This is a genomic window from Synechococcus sp. CBW1108 (genome assembly GCF_015840335.1).
Classification (GTDB): Bacteria; Cyanobacteriota; Cyanobacteriia; order PCC-6307; family Cyanobiaceae; genus Cyanobium_A.
In genome coordinates this window covers 2,311,430-2,327,032 of the sequence record NZ_CP060395.1, presented here as the reverse complement: position 1 = coordinate 2,327,032, position 15,603 = coordinate 2,311,430, and the positions used below count along the sequence as shown (strand labels likewise).

At 66.7% G+C, this 15,603-nt stretch carries 19 protein-coding genes; 10 read left to right on the top strand and 9 right to left on the bottom strand.

Features of this window, described 5'->3' with window-relative positions; translation table 11 throughout:
- Positions 1 to 97: 97 nt before the first annotated feature.
- Genes H8F27_RS12655 through H8F27_RS12645 form a run of 3 tightly spaced genes read left to right on the top strand, consistent with a single transcriptional unit; the run spans position 98 to position 3,037 of the window.
- Positions 98 to 328 carry a hypothetical protein gene (locus tag H8F27_RS12655; RefSeq protein ID WP_231596261.1) on the top strand — a complete coding sequence of 77 codons (231 nt, stop codon included), beginning with the start codon at positions 98 to 100 and terminating at the stop codon, positions 326 to 328.
- Between the two features lie 40 nt (positions 329 to 368).
- Positions 369 to 2,009 carry an ABC transporter substrate-binding protein gene (locus H8F27_RS12650; protein ID WP_370594419.1) on the top strand — a complete coding sequence of 547 codons (1,641 nt, stop codon included), beginning with the start codon at positions 369 to 371 and terminating at the stop codon, positions 2,007 to 2,009.
- Positions 2,006 to 3,037 carry an ABC transporter permease gene (locus tag H8F27_RS12645; RefSeq protein WP_197148449.1) on the top strand — a complete coding sequence of 344 codons (1,032 nt, stop codon included), beginning with the start codon at positions 2,006 to 2,008 and terminating at the stop codon, positions 3,035 to 3,037. The genes H8F27_RS12650 and H8F27_RS12645 overlap by 4 nt, the downstream gene beginning before the upstream one ends.
- Positions 3,038 to 3,039: 2 nt before the next feature.
- Here the strand turns inward: H8F27_RS12645 and H8F27_RS12640 are convergent, their stop codons facing one another.
- The gene (locus H8F27_RS12640; protein WP_231596260.1) at positions 3,040 to 4,734 is read right to left on the bottom strand and encodes an alpha/beta fold hydrolase; all 1,695 of its coding nucleotides are present in this window, start codon (positions 4,732 to 4,734) and stop codon (positions 3,040 to 3,042) included.
- A 65-nt stretch (positions 4,735 to 4,799) separates the two neighbouring features.
- On the opposite strand from H8F27_RS12640, the gene H8F27_RS12635 reads away from it, so the two are divergent.
- Positions 4,800 to 6,038 (top strand): MFS transporter, encoded by a 1,239-nt coding sequence (locus H8F27_RS12635; RefSeq protein ID WP_370594418.1) that lies wholly within the window; start codon positions 4,800 to 4,802, stop codon positions 6,036 to 6,038.
- Here the strand turns inward: H8F27_RS12635 and H8F27_RS12630 are convergent.
- Complete coding sequence (locus H8F27_RS12630) at positions 6,010 to 6,225, bottom strand: hypothetical protein (RefSeq protein ID WP_197153674.1); 216 nt, start codon at positions 6,223 to 6,225, stop codon at positions 6,010 to 6,012. The genes H8F27_RS12635 and H8F27_RS12630 overlap by 29 nt on opposite strands.
- A gap of 474 nt (positions 6,226 to 6,699) precedes the next feature.
- Complete coding sequence (locus H8F27_RS12625; RefSeq protein WP_231596259.1) at positions 6,700 to 6,954, bottom strand: hypothetical protein; 255 nt, start codon at positions 6,952 to 6,954, stop codon at positions 6,700 to 6,702.
- Between the two features lie 380 nt (positions 6,955 to 7,334).
- Here H8F27_RS12625 and H8F27_RS12620 point away from each other — a divergent pair, with 380 nt between their 5' ends.
- Complete coding sequence (locus H8F27_RS12620) at positions 7,335 to 7,562, top strand: ribbon-helix-helix domain-containing protein (protein WP_197148448.1); 228 nt, start codon at positions 7,335 to 7,337, stop codon at positions 7,560 to 7,562.
- Positions 7,559 to 7,918 carry a type II toxin-antitoxin system PemK/MazF family toxin gene (locus tag H8F27_RS12615; RefSeq protein WP_231596258.1) on the top strand — a complete coding sequence of 120 codons (360 nt, stop codon included), beginning with the start codon at positions 7,559 to 7,561 and terminating at the stop codon, positions 7,916 to 7,918. Before H8F27_RS12620 ends, H8F27_RS12615 begins: the two co-directional genes overlap by 4 nt.
- 2 nt (positions 7,919 to 7,920) lie before the next feature.
- Here H8F27_RS12615 and H8F27_RS12610 read toward each other — a convergent pair whose 3' ends face one another.
- Positions 7,921 to 8,067, bottom strand: coding sequence for a hypothetical protein (locus H8F27_RS12610; RefSeq protein WP_197148444.1), 147 nt, complete (start codon positions 8,065 to 8,067; stop codon positions 7,921 to 7,923).
- Positions 8,068 to 8,103: 36 nt separating this feature from the next.
- On the bottom strand, positions 8,104 to 9,195 hold the full coding sequence (gene ychF / locus H8F27_RS12605) for a redox-regulated ATPase YchF (RefSeq protein ID WP_197148442.1): 1,092 nt from the start codon (positions 9,193 to 9,195) through the stop codon (positions 8,104 to 8,106).
- Positions 9,196 to 9,242: 47 nt separating this feature from the next.
- Here ychF and H8F27_RS12600 point away from each other — a divergent pair, with 47 nt between their 5' ends.
- Positions 9,243 to 10,448 carry an efflux RND transporter periplasmic adaptor subunit gene (locus tag H8F27_RS12600; protein ID WP_370594417.1) on the top strand — a complete coding sequence of 402 codons (1,206 nt, stop codon included), beginning with the start codon at positions 9,243 to 9,245 and terminating at the stop codon, positions 10,446 to 10,448.
- Here H8F27_RS12600 and wecB read toward each other — a convergent pair.
- On the bottom strand, positions 10,445 to 11,575 hold the full coding sequence (gene wecB, locus H8F27_RS12595; RefSeq protein WP_197148438.1) for a non-hydrolyzing UDP-N-acetylglucosamine 2-epimerase: 1,131 nt from the start codon (positions 11,573 to 11,575) through the stop codon (positions 10,445 to 10,447). The genes H8F27_RS12600 and wecB overlap by 4 nt on opposite strands.
- 131 nt (positions 11,576 to 11,706) lie before the next feature.
- Between wecB and H8F27_RS12590 the strand changes: the two genes are divergently transcribed.
- Positions 11,707 to 12,858: a type IV pilus twitching motility protein PilT gene (locus H8F27_RS12590; protein ID WP_197148436.1), complete on the top strand. Its 1,152-nt coding sequence runs from the start codon at positions 11,707 to 11,709 to the stop codon at positions 12,856 to 12,858.
- Positions 12,859 to 12,888: 30 nt separating this feature from the next.
- Here the strand turns inward: H8F27_RS12590 and H8F27_RS18320 are convergent, their stop codons facing one another.
- Positions 12,889 to 13,128: a high light inducible protein gene (locus H8F27_RS18320; protein WP_370594416.1), complete on the bottom strand. Its 240-nt coding sequence runs from the start codon at positions 13,126 to 13,128 to the stop codon at positions 12,889 to 12,891.
- A gap of 44 nt (positions 13,129 to 13,172) precedes the next feature.
- On the bottom strand, positions 13,173 to 14,234 hold the full coding sequence (tsaD, locus tag H8F27_RS12580) for a tRNA (adenosine(37)-N6)-threonylcarbamoyltransferase complex transferase subunit TsaD (protein WP_197148431.1): 1,062 nt from the start codon (positions 14,232 to 14,234) through the stop codon (positions 13,173 to 13,175).
- Positions 14,235 to 14,295: 61 nt separating this feature from the next.
- Here tsaD and H8F27_RS12575 point away from each other — a divergent pair, with 61 nt between their 5' ends.
- Entirely contained in the window at positions 14,296 to 14,790 is a 495-nt protein-coding gene (locus H8F27_RS12575) for a Photosystem I reaction center subunit III (RefSeq protein ID WP_197148428.1), read from the top strand.
- Positions 14,791 to 14,849: 59 nt separating this feature from the next.
- Positions 14,850 to 14,966, top strand: coding sequence for a photosystem I reaction center subunit IX (psaJ, locus tag H8F27_RS12570; RefSeq protein WP_197148426.1), 117 nt, complete (start codon positions 14,850 to 14,852; stop codon positions 14,964 to 14,966).
- A 27-nt stretch (positions 14,967 to 14,993) separates the two neighbouring features.
- Here the strand turns inward: psaJ and gmk are convergent, their stop codons facing one another.
- Positions 14,994 to 15,557 (bottom strand): guanylate kinase, encoded by a 564-nt coding sequence (gene gmk / locus H8F27_RS12565; protein WP_370594415.1) that lies wholly within the window; start codon positions 15,555 to 15,557, stop codon positions 14,994 to 14,996.
- Positions 15,558 to 15,603 lie beyond the last annotated feature (46 nt).

The window sequence follows — 15,603 nt, the reverse complement described above, 5'->3', positions numbered from 1 at the left end:
CTGGCCTGGCCAGCGAGGCCCGCGGCAAGCCACAGTGGCTCCATCAATCGAAAGCAATCCTTAAGCTTCTCCGCTGGTTCGATCCGTAAACGCTTTTATGTCCATTACCACTTTTATGACCACTACTACCTGCTCCCCCAACTCGGCCGACCTTCACCAAGGAGCCTGCGTCCACCTGGGCAGTGATGAGCAGCTCTATCAAGTGATCGGCATCGACCACCACCACGACCGCTGCTGGCTGCGCCGCTGGCCCCTGACCCGCCAGGGCTCGGAAGTCTTTGAAATTTCACTGCAGAACGTCAGTCTGGCCGCGCCCCATCGGTCTTGAATGGCCTCTACTTGAATGGCTCCCATCTGACGGCCGCCCCTTGCCCCGCGCCCCGCGGCTGATCAAGTCGTTGATCCAGTCGCCAGTCAAAAAAACCCTGGCCCAGCCCCTCCCCCTGGCCCTGTTGATTGGCAGCCTGGGGCTGGTGCTTCTCCTTTCAAGCTGTAGGGCGCCCAGGCCCAGCCATGGGGGGATCAAGCGCCTGGTGGTTGCCAGCAAAAACCGGGTGGACACGGTTGATCCAGCCGGTGGCTACACCTTCGGAGCCATGCAGCTTTTGAGCGCGATCGGCGATCCGCTCTATGCCATCAATGCCCGCGGCCAGCTGGAGCCGCGCCTGGCGCTAGCCCCGCCTCAAGTCAGTGCCGATGGGCTGACGGCCCGGGTGGAGCTGCGCCAGGGCGTGCGCTTCCACGACGGCACGCCCTTCAACGCTGCGGCCATGGTGTTCACCCTGGAGCGCTTCCTGGCGATCGGCAAGCTCAGTTATCTCCTGGGGGATCGGGTGAGCGGGGTGCGGGCCGTGGGGCCCTACACGCTTGAGCTGACCCTCAAGCGCCCCTTCAGCGCCCTGGCAGAGCTGCTCAGCGCCGTCAACCTCACGCCCCTCTCGCCCAGCGCCTACCGCAATCACCGCAAGAGCTTCCTCAACGACCGCTTCGTCGGCACAGGGCCCTACCGGCTCAGCTTCTTCACCAACCAGCAGCAGCGGCTGGAGCCCTTCGCCGGCTACTGGGGAGCCAGAGCGGCCAACGGCGGCATCGACCTGGTGTCCCTCAGTAATTCCACCGCCCTGTTCGGCGCCCTGCAGAGCGGCGAAGTGGACGTGTTGCTCTCCACCAGCCTGGAGATCGACCAGCAGGCGGCCCTGCGCCGCAGCGCCACGGCAGGCAAGCTGCAGGAGGGCAGCGGGCCAGCCCTCGAGATCGGCTATCTCACCCTGCTCACCGACCAGCCGCCCCTCAACGATCCCCGGCTGCGCCAGGCCGTGGCCTACAGCCTCGATCGGGCCACCATCAGCCGCCGGGTCACCCTGGGCCTGCGACCGCCGCTGCGGGATCTGGTACCCCCCAGCCTCAAGGGCTCCGACCCCACCGCCTGGCCCAGCTACAGCCCGCCCCGGGCCCGCGCCCTCTACCGCCAGGCCGGCTACTGCCAGGGCAAGCGGCTCAGCCTGCCGCTCACCTTCCGCTCCAACATTCCCGCTGACCGGATGTTTGCCCTGACCTGGCAGGCCCAGCTGCGCCAAGATCTGGGCGACTGCGTCGAACTCGAGGTGACCGGCATGGAGGCCACCACCGCCTACCGCCAGCTGGGGGAGGGAGCCTTCCCGCTGATCCTGCTGGAGTGGATGGGCGACTTCCCCGACGCCGACAACTACCTGGTGCCCCTGCTGGGCTGTGAGGAGGCCCGCGGTGAGCGCTGTCTCAAGGGGGCCAGCGCCGCCAGTGGCAGTTTCTGGGCCAAACCAGGGCTGCAGCAGGAGCTGGAGCGCAGTGCCTCCCTGACCGGCCCCGCCCGGGCCGCCCAGCTGCGCCGCATCCAGCGCCAAACCGCCGCTGCCAACCCCTACCTGCCGGTATGGCTGGTGGCACCCCGGGCCTGGGCCCAGCGGAATGTGAGCCAGCCCCGTTTCGACGGCTCCGGCCGGCTGCTGCTGCAGGAGCTCAACAAGCCATGAGCCGCCGTCGCGCCCTGCTGCGCTACCTGGCCGCCCGGCTTGCCCTGGCGCCGCTGATGCTCTTGCTGATCGCCAGCCTGGTTTTCCTGCTGCTGCGGCTGGCTCCAGGCGATCCGATCGATGCCCTGCTCGGCACCCGCGCCCCCGAGAGCGCCCGGGCGGCCCTGCGGACCCAGCTGGGTCTCGACCAGCCCCTGCTGCAGCAATACGGCACCTTCCTGGGCAAGCTGCTGCATGGCGATCTGGGCGCCTCCCTCACCAACCAGGAACCCGTCACGGCGGTGATCCGCCAGAGCCTGCCGGCGTCCCTGGAGCTGGGGGTGGTGGCATTGCTGCTGGCGGCGCTGGTGGGCCTGGCGGTGGGCTTCTCCGGCATCGCCCGGCCCGAGGGCAAGCTCGACCTGGCCGGCCGTCTCTATGGCATCGGCACCTATGCCCTGCCGCCCTTCTGGGCGGCGATGGTGGTGCAGCTGGTGTTTGCCGTGTGGCTGGGCTGGCTGCCGGTGGGGGGCCGCTTCCCGCCCACCCTGCTGCCACCGGAAGGCAGCGGCTTCTACCTATTTGACAGCCTGCGCTCTGGCCTGGCCACGGGCCAATGGCAGCAGCTGGCGGGCAGTGTGCGGCACCTGGTGCTGCCGGCGGCCACCCTGGGCCTGCTGCTGAGCGGCATCTTCGCCAATGCTTTGCGGCTCAACCTGCGCCGCACCCTCGGCTCCGACTATGTGGAGGCGGCCCGCAGCCGTGGCCTGGGCGAAGCCCGGGTGGTGCTGCGCCATGCCCTGCCCAACGCCCTGCTGCCGGTGCTGACAATCACGGGCATCACGGTGGCATCGCTGATCGGCGGCGCCCTGCTGATCGAGGTCACCTACTCCTGGCCAGGCATCGCCTTCCGGCTGCAGGAAGCGATCAGCCAGCGCGACTACCCATTGGTGCAGGGGATTGTCGTGGTGGTAGCTGGCCTGGTGGTGCTGGTGACGGTGGTAGTGGACCTGGTGGTGGCCCTGCTGGATCCCCGCATCAGCTTCTGAGCTCAGGGCTCCGGAATCCGCTGTTTCCAACGGCGGGCCTGGCCGCCGTCAAGCACGTAGGCCTGCACGCCCTCCTGCTCGCGAAGCTGGGGGGAAAGCAGGCTGGGCTGCTCCATACCCTGGAGAAATTCAGTGGTGAAGTTGAGCAAAAGGGCCTGCACCTTGAGCGGCGCGATGCCCACCAGCTCCTCTCCCAGTTGAAACAGGGCCTCGCCCCGGCTTTCAATCCGCACGGGCGAAAAGTGGCTGGCTCCCTCCACCAGCACCAGCCGGCTGCGGGGGTGGCGGGCCCGGGCGAACACCGCCAACTGCTCCTGAACAGGGGGGGTGACCAGATCAAGGCTGCCTCCCACCAGCAGCACGGGCAGATTGAGATCCTGCAGGCTCCGGTAGGGCCAGAGCAGGCTGCCGAAACCATTGAAAGCCACCACCCCCAGCAACGGGGTGGGCTGGGAAACCTGGGCGAGCCCCGGTGCGGCGCTGGCCGCCCCATCCCCGATGATCCCGGGCAGCTGGCATTGCATCAGCCGCGAGAGGTTGGCGAGCGGCAAGGAAACCATGGCCAGCTCACAACGCCGGGCCAAACCCCGCTCCGGCACCAGACCAGCAGCCATCAGCGCCGTCAAGCCCCCAAGGGAATGGCCTAGCAGCACCACCCCCTGTTCGCCGGCCGGCGAAGGGCCAAAGGAAGGCAAGTGACCCTCCCGCTGGGCCTCCAGCACGGCCTGTAGGTCGGCGAGGCGCTGGGGCAGGGCTTCGGCTCCCGGTGGCGGCGCATCCCCCAGCAGGGAGGCCTGCAGTGCCTGCTGGTCGCTGCCGGGATGTTCCAGCACCACCGCCGGCCAGCCGCGATCGGCCAGGGCTGACGCCAGCCAGCTGAGCTGGTCGGGGCTGCCGCCGAGGCCGGGCATCACCAGCAACCAGGGGCCCCGGCGGGGCTGGTGGGCTGGCCAGAGCTCAATCGGCAGGGGCGTGGCCCGGTGGGGCACGGTCAACAGCAGGCGCTTGGGCAGGCGGCTCAAGGAGCCCGTAAAGGCAAGGGGCCTGGAACTACGCCGCGGCAAACCCAGCTGGCGCAGCTGGGCAAGGGCGCCGTTCTGACGCTGGAGCTGCCTGCGCCACTGGCTGGCCAGCTCCAGCGCCCCGTCGATGCGCAGGGTGACACTGGCCACGGGCAGGGAGCGCAACAGCTCCAGGGTGGACACCCTGCCCTGGCTTTGCAGCAGCTGGTGCAGGCTGGCCAGCAGCAACGGGGCCGTGCTGGGACCCTGGCCCTTGCTGGCGGGGACGGTAACGGTGAGCAGCCCTCCGGCTTCCTTGAGCATCTGCTCTCCGGTCCAGCTGTTGAGCAGCTGTTGACCAAAGCTGCGGTTCTGCAACAGGGGGGCCTGCAGCAGCCGGATCAGGTCACGACGGCTCTGGGGCTGGAGCAGGTTGAGCCACACCCCTAGATCCCCAGCCAAATTCCCAGCCAGATCACTATTGCCGTCCCCGGGGCGGGTGGACTGCATCGGCTGGCGGGTAAAGGCCTCCAGCTCCACCAGATCAATCGGCAGCTCGAGCCCGTCAAGCTGGAGGCGCAACTCATCGGCAGCCTGGGCCGGCAGGGGAGCCAGCAGGCTCGCGATCCCACCGAGGGCCGGGGCACCGAGGGGCATGGCACCGAGGAGCAGGGCAGCGAAGGGACGCAGAAACAAGACCGGAAGTGGAACCAGGGGCAAGGACACCCGCCAGACTGGCACCCTGCCGTGAATTGCCCTGCTTGTGCAAACTCCACCGCATCCGTCCAAGCGGATGGCTGGATCAGTTCCCGGCTGCCCTGCGCCACGTGTCCCTGGTTCGGCTGGTGGCCTCGGTGGGGGCAGGCGGGGTGCTCTACCTGACCCCGATCGTGTTCCACCAGGAAGCCTTCAGCGCCCAGGCGGTGACCCAGGGGCTGGCGCTGGCGGCCCTGGCCGGCACGTTGGGGCGCTTGCTGAGCGGCGCCCTGGTGGATCGGGGGCTGGCCTGCTCAATCCCGGTGCTGCTGGCCGCAGTGGCCATTGTGCTTGGTGACCTGCGGCTGGCGAGCACCAGCAGCTTCGCTGGCTATGTCCAGGGCCAACTGCTGCTGGGCGTAGCCGCAGGCCTCTACTGGCCGGCGATCGAGCTGGCAGTGCCACTGGGCTGCAGCTCGGGTCCAGCGCCAATCCCCTCTGCCCGGGGCTATGCCATGGCGCGCAGCGCCGATGCGGCAGGCATCGCCACGGGCGCCCTGGTGGGAGCCCTGCTGGCGGCGGCGGGGCGGCTGCGGGGGATCTACCTGGTCGACAGCATCAGCGCCCTGGTGCTCGTGCTGCTGCTGCTGCGCCAGCCCCTGCCCAACCCGGAGCCGTCCGCTGCCACCGCCGCCGCCAAGACCCCCTGGCGCCAATGGTTGCCAGCCCTGCTACCCGTGCTGGCGATCAGCCTGCTGGCCACCTCCCTACCCGTATTGATGCAAAGCGCCCTGCCTTTAGATCTGGTGCGGGGCGGGCTGGAGCGGGCGGCCATGCCCGAGAGCCTCGGCGCCCTGCTGGTTGGCATTCAGCTGGGGCTGCTGGTGTTGATCCAGTGGCCCGTGGGACAAGCCCTGGCCCGCAGGCCAATCGCCCACGGCCTCGGACTCAGCCTCGCCTGTTTTGCCGCCGGCACAGTGCTGCTGGCCTTCTCGGCCCTCACCCGCCAGGGCCTGTGGCTGGTGTTGTTGGCCCAGCTGCCCCTGGCCCTGGGGGCAGCTGCATTTCTGCCGATCGCCACCGAGGCGGTGATCGAACTGAGCCCGCCTGAACATCGGGGCCTGGCCATGGCCCTCTTCTCCCAGTGCTTTGCCCTGAGCGCCCTGGCTGCACCGCTGCTGGCGGGGCGGGCCCTCGACGCCCAGCGCCACGCCGGCGGCTTCTGGATAGGGATGACCCTGCTGTGCCTGGCGGGGCTCAACCTGGTGAGACGACTTAAACCGCGGCAGGCGGCTCAGGCTTAGGGGCCTGGCTGGCCACCCAGGCCTCATGGGGCAGGGGCTCGGTGCCGTACTCCCAATCGTCGTAGTCGGGATCGTTGCGGATCTTCTGATGAAGCTCCTTCTGCACGTCGAAGTCGTGGAGAGAGTCGGCAGGTGAGTTGGCAGGTGAGTTTGTCTGGGCTGGTTTTTGCTGGGCCGGATCGGTCACGGGGTAAGGGGGCATGTTGGGGCCATTCTGAGCCCCCGCCCCCGGCCCCCGGCCCCCTTCCAAAGGATCAGGCAAATCCGCCGTGTTCCCCCAGCAGGGAAATCCCAACTCGAACGCGCTGATCAGGATTCCACTGAGCTCGGCGTTGCTTGGCCTTGCTGGGCGATGCGGGCGAACATGGTTGCGCGGGCGATGTGCATAGGTCTGTGCGAGCTGCACACATTCCTGAGCAGTGGCGGCGTGGAAGCGGGGGGGGCAGCTGATCAGATCAGCGAGCTGGTCGGAAGTGGCTCTGTTTTCAATGTCGCTTGACATCCGGTTTACTGGAGCTCAAGGCCACAAGCCGCACTGCTCTCAGCGCCTCGTTCCAAGCAGCCTCACGAGGATGTGAAGTTGACGATCTTGTCCGCCATAAAACACGGCGAGAATGCAAATCTAGGCCGCTTCTGCGCAGATCTGAAACCAGTAGATGGCCTAGTAGATCGCCTGACCAAGGGCGAGATACCACAGGCCTGGCAAGAGGTCGTCGTGGATGGACCCGCGCATTGGGGCCACAGCCAGTCGTTCCGAGTGGGCAACTATGGCGTCAACTCTAGCTGCCGCGTGGAGTGCAGCTTGGTCAGCGGGGTCTCCAAAGTCTTGATAGGCCTTACTGAGAAAGGCCTCGATGAGGGCGAGATCCCATTCGGCAGCGGCGGCGAACACCACGGTCCATGCAGCTTTTGTCATGCCCGCCACTTGCTCAGGCGCTCACGCAGCTCGCCGGACGTCACAAACGGGCCACTTGCCCGCTAAGCAAGGAGGGCGTGCAAGGCCGCCCGATCGGCCTGGGCATCGGCGTGCTGCTGCCACAAAAGATCTAGACCCTGCTGAAGAACGGAACTCATTGAAGGGAAACGGCCGGTCTCCGCCAGGGATCGGATCTGGCACAGGCGTCCTGGTCATCGCTTAGAGAGATCGAACTCTTGACGGTCACGACACGATCCACAGGGGTCTCGTCAAGCATGACTGATTAGCACCAGCGGCCAGAGGGGAGAAGGCATCAACAGATGAGTTGATGCGGAAAGAGGGCGCTAGGGTGTTCTACAAATCGTTTAACGAGATCCACAATGGCGATCGGTGTGCGGGTGGCGCCCGAGCTGGAGCAGCAGTTGGATAGGCTGGCGCGGAGCATGGGAAAGAGCCGGAGCGCTTGTGTGCGTGAGGCGATAGCGCAATATGTGCAGCGCTTCAGTAATAACGATGAGGCTCGGCGTCAGTCGGCTTTGATTGCTGAACACAGCGGCAAACCCAACTGGAGTGAGCAACTTCCGGACTGGACTGATTGGACCGCATGACGGAGTTGGACAGCATGACGGTGGCTCTACAACGGGGATTAATCGTGACGGTTGCCACCTCTGGGGTGTACTCAGGCAAGCCAAGACCAGCCGTCGTGGTGCAGGCCAATCGCTGGCTTCAAGGTCATCCAAGTGTCACGCTCTGTCCGCTGACCAGCACCCTGCTGGAGGCACCACTGGTGCGAATTCCCGTGAACCCCAGTGGCAGCAATAGGCTGCGCAAACCCTCACAGCTCATGGCAGACAAGCTTTTCACAGTGCCCACAGCCGCTGTCGGTGCCGTGGTGGGGATCCTGGAATCAGGAACCCTGGCTGAACTCGATCTCGCCCTGCGCAGCTGGCTTGAGCTGCCCTGACTTCACACCAACACCACCAGTTCACCGTCCTGATGCAGCACGTTCCGAACCTCTGGAGCGTTGAGCCCCCCCCTTGGAACCGCAAACCGCTGCAGCCCGACAAGACAACCTGGGGCCAGCACCGCCAGCAACCCTCGCGCCCATCGCACCAGCGGCGTTCACGCCGCGGCAGCCCACGCGGAACCTCAGACGTTGAACAAAAACTCCATCACATCCCCTTCCGCCACTATGTAGTCCTTGCCCTCGGCCCGCAGCCAGCCCTTGGTGCGGGCTGCGGCCAGCGAGCCCGCCTCCAGCAGCTGCTGGGTGCCAATCGTCTGGGCGCGGATGAAGCCCCGCTCGAAATCGGTGTGGATCACCCCGGCGGCCTGGGGGGCGGTCATACCGGCCTGGATCGTCCAGGCGCGGGTTTCCTTTTCGCCGGTGGTGAAATAGGTGCGCAGGCCGAGGAGGGCATAGGTGGCCCGGATCAGGCTCTGCAGGCCGCCTTCCTCAACCCCCAGGCCCGCCAGGAATTCGGCGCGGTCCGCCTCGGGCAGCTCGATCAGCTCGGCCTCCACCTGGGCTGAGATGCGGACGGTGGCAGCCCCCTCCTGCTTGGCCACGGCGGCCAGCTCCTGGCAATAGGCATTGCCGCCGGCCAGGTCGTCTTCGCTCACGTTGGTGGCGTAGATAATCGGCTTGGCGGTGAGCAGCCCTAGGGGCTTGAGCAGCAGTGCCTCCTCGGCGCTGAACACCAAATTGCGAGCCGCCCCGCCGGCCTCCAGCTCGGCCTGGACCCGTTCTAGAACCCCATCTTCGGCCTGGGCCTCCTTGCTGGTGCGCGCCTGCTTCTTGAGCCGCTCGCGGCGTTTCTCCACCTGGGATAGGTCGGCCAGGCCCAGCTCCAGGTTGATCACCTCGGCATCGCGGGCCGGGCCCACCGAACCGCTCACATGGATCACGTCGTCGTTCTCGAAGCAGCGCACCACGTGCACGATCGCGTCCACCTCGCGGATATTGGCCAGAAACTTGTTGCCCAGCCCCTCCCCCTGGCTGGCCCCCTTGACCAGGCCGGCGATATCCACAAACTCCACCTTGGTGGGGATGATCTCCTTGCTGGAGCTGAGGGCCGCCAGCTGGTTGAGGCGGGGATCCGGCACCGAAACGATGCCCGAGTTGGGCTCGATCGTGCAGAAGGGATAGTTGGCGGCTTCGGCCTGGGCATTGGCCACCAGGGCGTTGAACAGGGTCGACTTACCGACGTTGGGCAGTCCGACGATTCCGGCTTTGAGCATTGCTGAAATCTACGGGCCGCAGGCGAGGGCTCCCAGCAGCGAAAATGGTGATCTTCGCCCCCAGGCTGATCCCCACCCTCACTCCGCCACCGGCAGTGTCCAGCCCATCGGCAGCGTCAAAGCCAATCTCCGGGCCCGGCCCTGGCCCAAGCCGGCCCTGGCAAAAGCAACGGCGCCTGTGGGCAGCGGCCGCTGCGGCGGTGGTGCTGGTGGCTGGCATCGCCTTGATCCAGCGGCAGCGCGGCCCGAGCAGCGCCAGCCTGGCGACTTACACCGTGCTTGCCGCCTCCGGCAACCTGCCTGGCGTGGTGAGTGTCAGTGGCGAGCTGGCAGCTGAAAAAAGGGTGAATGTGAGCCCCAAACGCCAAGGCGTAATCGAAGAGCTCTATGTGGAGGAGGGCGACCAGGTGCTACGCGGCCAGGCCCTGGCCCGCATGGATCGCGGTGACCTCGACGACCGCTTGGGGGAGCTCCAGGCCCAGCTGAACTCAGCCCAGGCCGAACTGGTGCGCAGCCGCAGCGAACTGGAGCGCAACGAGCGGCTCTATCGCCAGAACGCCATCAGCCTGAGTGACTACAACAGGGTGCGCAGCACCTTTCTGGTGGATCAAGCTGGCGTGCGCGCCGCTGGTCAACGGCTAGCAGCCCGCCGGGTGGAGCTGGCCGAGCTGGTGGTGCGGGCCCCCTTTGCTGGCGTGATCAGCCAGCGCTTCGCCGATCCCGGTTCCTTTGTGACCCCCACCACCACCGCCTCAGCCACCGCAGGCGCCACCAGCTCCTCGATCGTGGAACTCTCCCAGGGCCTGGAAGTGATTGCCAAGGTGCCCGAGAGCGACATCGGCAGGGTGCACATGGGCCAAAGCGCCACGGTGCGGGTGGATGCCTTTCCAGACCAGCGCTTCGAGGCCAAGGTGCTGCGGATCACACCAAGGGCCGTCAAGATCAACAACGTCACCTCCTTCGATGTGGTGCTGCGCCTGGTGGGTGAGCCGCCCGAGCTGCGGATCGGCATGACCGCCGACATCGGCTTCCGAACCGGCCAGGTGCGGGCCGAAACCCTGGTGCCCACCGTGGCGATCGTGACCGAATCGGGCCGCCCAGGAGTCCTGCTGGTGGGCAAGAACAACCAGCCCACCTTCCAGCCGGTGGAGCTGGGCATCAGCAGCGGCAAGGACACCCAGATAATCTCGGGGCTCAAGAGCGGCACCCGGGTGTTCATCGACCTGCCCCCCTGGGCCAAGAAACGCCCCTAGGGGCTTGTCGCCCGTTGCGCTGAGACCAGGAAGCTGCGGGCAGCCTCCACAATCCGCCCCGAAGCCTGGCCATCGCCGAAGGGGTTGTGGGCCCGGGCCATGGCCTCGTAGGCCTCGGGGTTGTCGAGCAGGCGACTGGCCTCCGCCACCATGTCGGCGCTGTCGGTGCCAATCAGCCGGGCGGTGCCCGCCTCCACTGCCTCGGGCCGCTCGGTGGTGCGGCGCAGCACCAGCACCGGCTTGCCCAGCGATGGCGCCTCCTCCTGCAGACCGCCCGAATCGCTCATCACCAAGGTGGCGCCGCGCATCGCCGCCACCAGCTGGTCGTAGTCGAGGGGCTCCACTAGGAAGGCCCGCGGATGGTCGCCCAACAGGGCCTGCAGCGGTTCGCGCACGGTGGGATTGCGGTGCAGGGGTAGCAACAGGGCGGTGTCCGGGTACCGGTCCAGCAGCTCACGGAAGCCGCGGCCAATCTCCTGCAGCCGCTCACCCCAATTTTCGCGCCGGTGCACCGTGGCCAGGATCACCCGCTGCCGCTCGAAATCCAGGCCGGGCAACTGGTAAGGCGGTGCCTGCTCGGCCATCAGCAGCAGGGCATCGATCACCGTATTGCCGGTCATCAACACCGTGCCCACCACGCCGGAAGCCCGGCAGTTGGCCGCCGAGAGGGGGGTGGGGGCAAAGTGCAGCTGGGTTACCTGGGAGATCAGGCGGCGGTTGGCCTCCTCGGGGAAGGGATCGAGCAGGTTGTCGGTGCGCAGCCCGGCCTCCACATGGCCCACCGGGATCTGCTCATAGAAGGCCGCCAGGGCAGAGGCGAAGGCCGTGGTGGTGTCGCCCTGCACCAGCACCAGATCGGGGCGATGGCTGGCGAATTCCTGCTGCAGCCCCTGCAGGGCGCCGCAGGTGATGTGGGTGAGGGTCTGCTTGGGCACCATCAGGTCCAGGTCGTGGTCGGCCGTCAGGCCAAACAAGGCCATCACCTGGCTCACCATTTCGCGGTGCTGGCCGGTGAGCACCACCCGGGTGCGGAAATCCTCGGCCCGCTGGAACGCCCGGATCACCGGTGCCAGCTTGATGGCCTCCGGACGGGTGCCCAGCACGATCGTGACTAAGGGCTTAGACACCGAAGCTTTGCAGACTTACTGATCCTACGAAGGGCTAATCCTACGAAGGGCGCTGGCAAGAGATCCGGGAAGAAATCCGGGGCTGACAGACAGAAGCGCAGCCGCGAAGCTGGGGCAACGCCGCTGGGCCCATGAGTCAATCCCCCTTTCCCCCCTCGCCCTTCCCGGCCGCGCCCCCCTCACCGCCGGCCGCCAGCCGCCCCAGCTTCGAAAGCGTCAGCCAGCCTGACAACCTGGAGGGCATCGTGCGGATCGCCCACGAGCAGGGCTTCTCCGATGTGCACCTCGGCGTGGGTGAGGAACCCCGCTTCCGGGCCAGGGGGGAAATGACAGGCACCGGCTGGCCGAGCACGGATGCGGCCCGCTTCAACGGCTGGATGCGGGAGATGCTCAGCCCCGCCGCCATCGACGGCTTCCAGCGCGATAAGGACTACGACGGCTCCCACGCCTTCCCCTTTGTGCGGGTGCGCATCAACCTGATGGATTCGTTGCGGGGGCCCGCGATGGTGCTGAGGCTGGTCCCCCAGAAGATCGCCAGCCTCGAAGACCTCAACCTGCCGCCGGTGCTGCAGGAGCTCTGCCGCAGGCCCAAGGGAATGGTCCTGGTGAGCGGAGCCACCGGCTCTGGCAAGAGCACCACCATGGCGGCCATGGTCGATTGGATCAACAGCAACCAGAGCCGGCACATCCTCACGATTGAGGATCCGGTTGAGTTTGTGCACGTCAGTCGTCGCTCCCTGATTCGCCAGCGGGAGGTGGGCCAGCACACCAAGCTGTTTGCCAAAGCGCTGCGGGCAGCCCTGCGGGAGGATCCGGATGTGATCCTGATCGGGGAGATTCGCGACCGGGAAACCCTGGACACCGCCATCGAGGCCTCCCAGACCGGCCATCTGCTGTTTGCCACCCTCCATACCAACTCCGCCATCAAGACGGTGGAACGGATGCTGGGCATGTACCCGCCCAGCGAGCAGGAGAGCGTGCGCCGGGCAGTATCGGAGACCTTGCTGGGCGTAATCGCCCAGGGGCTCATAAAAACCAATGACGGCAAACGGGCCGCCTACCACGACATCCTGATCAACACCGACGCCTGCAAGGACTACATCCAGCGCGGCGAACTCGACGCCATCGAGCAAATAATGGGCCGCAGCGGCTTTGACGGGATGCAGACTGCCAACCAATCCCTGCAGATCCTGGTGGAGCAGGGCCGGGTCAACCCCGTGGACGCCATTGCCGAGAGTCCCAAAGCCAACGAACTGGCCCAGGCCCTGCGTGGTCGCTACTGATTTTCAGGAAAAATATGCAGCGATAGATAGTCAGCGGCTGGCCAACCGGGCCACCACCAGAACTGAAAGTCCCACCGAAAGCCCAACCATCGCCAGGCGACCATTCCAGATCTCAGCCTGGGGAGTGAAACCACGGCGCCAGGCGTTCAGCTCGGTTGGCGGCACCTCTTCGCCAGCGACATGACTGGGCTCGCCAGCTACTTGAACAGGGGAGTGTGACGTGGGAGCAGGACGCTCCAGGGGATCGCTCTCGCCGTCGAGGGGGGTCATGGCACCGCACCGATCCGCAGGGTTACCAGCCTACGGGCATTGCATTAAAAGCATCCAGGGTGTTCATAGAGCCGATCTGCCTGCTCCAGCGGCATTCGGGCCCCAACCCCCAGCTCCAGGGAGCTGGTCTGACCGGCCGCCAGCCGCTGGGCAGCCGCCAGGCCGATCATGGCTGCGTTGTCGGTGCAGTAGGCCAGCGGCGCCACCCGCCAGGCCAGGCCATCCCGCCGGCAGCTCTGCTCCAGCAGGGCCCGCAGCCGCCTGTTGGCTGCCACTCCCCCAACCAACACCAGGGTTTCAAGTCCCTGCTCCCGGGCGCAGCGGCAACTCCGCTCCACCAACACCTCCGCCACCACCTGCTCGAAGCTGGCCGCCAGATCGGCCAGGGGCAGGGGCTCAGCGGGCCTGGCCTGCTCCAGGGCCCGGACCTGGCGCAACATCGCCGTCTTGAGGCCACTGAAACTGAAGTCGTAGGGGTAATAGCCCCCCTCCGGGCGAGATACCCGGCCCTTGGGCAGGGCAAAGCGGCTGGGATCGCCCTCCCGGCCAGCGGCCTCGATCGCCGGACCGCCCGGATAGGCCAGGCCCAGCAGCCGGGCCACCTTGTCAAAAGCCTCTCCGGCCGCATCGTCATGGCTCCGGCCCAGGCGCAGATAGCGGCCGGGCCCATCGACCCGCAGCAGTTCGGTGTGGCCACCGCTGACCAGCAGCACCAGGTATGGGCCGGGCGGCAGTGGCTCCCCCAGCTGCACCGAGCAGAGGTGACCCTCCAGATGGTGCACGGCCACAAAGGGCTTGGCAAAGAGGCGAGCCAGGGTGCGACCTGTCACAGACGCCACCAGCAGGGCCCCCACCAAGCCGGGGGCAACGGTGGCGGCAATGCCGTCGAGGTCGGCCAGGGCGACATCGCTTTCAAGGCACACCTGGGCGATCAGCTGGGGCAAGGCCTCCACATGGCGACGGGAGGCGATTTCGGGCACCACACCCCCCCAGCGGGCGTGCTCTTCCACCTGGGAAGCCAGGGCACTGGCCAGCAGCGTCCGGTCGCGCACAATCGCTGCCGCCGACTCGTCACAACTTGTTTCGAGGGCAAGAACCGTGGGCATCTGAGCTGGGGAGCTCCCGTACTGTCCGTGGGTGACATCCTGCCCCGCGGCCCCGCGTCTGATGCGCCGTTTTATCTCCCCCAGACTCTTCGCAGTTCTGCTCTCAGCCTTCCTGTTGGTCGGCTTTGCCCCCATGGCCCATGCGGACGTGGCGGGCCTGACCCCCTGCTCCGAAAGCGCCCGCTTTCAGCAGCGGGCCGCCACCGCCAAAACTGAGCAGGCCAAGGCCCGTTTTGCCATGTACAGCCAGGCCGTTTGCGGTGCCGATGGCCTGCCCCACCTGATCGTGGACGGTCGCTGGAGCCACGCCGGCGACTTCATGATCCCGGGTATTGCCTTCCTATACATAGCCGGTTGCATCGGCTGGGCTGGTCGCAACTACCTGCGGGCGATCCGGGGCGACAAGGACGCCACCATGAAAGAGATCCAGATCGATCTGCCGCTGGCCTTCAAGAGCACCCTGGCCGCCGCCACCTGGCCCCTGGCCGCCTTTGGCGAACTCACCAGCGGCAAGCTGCTCGAATCCGACGACAAGGTCACGGTTTCGCCACGCTGAGCAGTTTCGCCACGCTGAGCAACTTCGAACTGCGACCCGTCCTGTCCTGAATTTCAACCATGAAAAAGTTCCTCACCACCGCTCCGGTTTTTGCCGCCGTCTGGTTCACCATCACGGCCGGCATCCTGATCGAGTTCAACCGCTTCTTCCCCGACCTGCTCTTCCATCCGCTCTGACCGCGGCCTAGCAGTTCAGACCGCGGCCTAGCCGTTCAGGCCCATCAGCTGCTCCAGCTGAGCAAGGGCCTCTTCCAGGTTGCCGTTCAGCAGCCTGGCGTCGAATTCCGGGGCTGCCGCCAGTTCAATGCGGGCCCGCTCCAGGCGGCGAGCGATTGAGTCCTCACTGTCACTGCCGCGGCCCCGGATGCGGCGTTCCAGCTCCTTGAAGCTGGGCGGCTCCACGAAAATCTGGAATCCGGCGCCAAAGCTCCTGCGCACCTGCCGGGCCCCCTCCAGCTCAATTTCCAGCAGCACGGGCCGGCCAGCTGCAAGTTGGGCCTCCACCGGCTGACGGGGGGTGCCGTAGAGGTTGCCGGCAAATTCAGCCCACTCCAGGAAGCCCGCCCCGGCCACTTGCCGCTCAAAGGCATCCCTACTCAGGAAAAAATAGTGCTCACCATCCACCTCGCCGGCCCGGGGGCCCCGGGTGGTGGCCGAGATGGAGAGCCAGATCTCTGGGTGCCTCTCCAGCAATCCCTTCACCAGGGTGCCCTTGCCAACCCCACTGGGGCCGGTGATCAGGGTGAGGCGGCCGGGCAGGGCGCTCATGGCAGACATCAGCTCTGGCCTGCAGAGTAGAAGCCAGCCTCGAAGC

Coding starts and splice junctions, on each gene's coding strand:
- H8F27_RS12655 (WP_231596261.1), top strand. CDS start 98: ATGTCCATTACCACTTTTATGACCACTACTACCTGCTCCCCCAACTCG.
- H8F27_RS12645 (WP_197148449.1), top strand. CDS start 2,006: ATGAGCCGCCGTCGCGCCCTGCTGCGCTACCTGGCCGCCCGGCTTGCC.
- H8F27_RS12625 (WP_231596259.1), bottom strand. CDS start 6,954: ATGACAAAAGCTGCATGGACCGTGGTGTTCGCCGCCGCTGCCGAATGG.
- H8F27_RS12620 (WP_197148448.1), top strand. CDS start 7,335: ATGGCGATCGGTGTGCGGGTGGCGCCCGAGCTGGAGCAGCAGTTGGAT.
- H8F27_RS12615 (WP_231596258.1), top strand. CDS start 7,559: ATGACGGAGTTGGACAGCATGACGGTGGCTCTACAACGGGGATTAATC.
- ychF (WP_197148442.1), bottom strand. CDS start 9,195: ATGCTCAAAGCCGGAATCGTCGGACTGCCCAACGTCGGTAAGTCGACC.
- H8F27_RS12590 (WP_197148436.1), top strand. CDS start 11,707: ATGAGTCAATCCCCCTTTCCCCCCTCGCCCTTCCCGGCCGCGCCCCCC.
- H8F27_RS18320 (WP_370594416.1), bottom strand. CDS start 13,128: ATGACCCCCCTCGACGGCGAGAGCGATCCCCTGGAGCGTCCTGCTCCC.
- tsaD (WP_197148431.1), bottom strand. CDS start 14,234: ATGCCCACGGTTCTTGCCCTCGAAACAAGTTGTGACGAGTCGGCGGCA.
- H8F27_RS12575 (WP_197148428.1), top strand. CDS start 14,296: ATGCGCCGTTTTATCTCCCCCAGACTCTTCGCAGTTCTGCTCTCAGCC.
- psaJ (WP_197148426.1), top strand. CDS start 14,850: ATGAAAAAGTTCCTCACCACCGCTCCGGTTTTTGCCGCCGTCTGGTTC.
- gmk (WP_370594415.1), bottom strand. CDS start 15,557: ATGAGCGCCCTGCCCGGCCGCCTCACCCTGATCACCGGCCCCAGTGGG.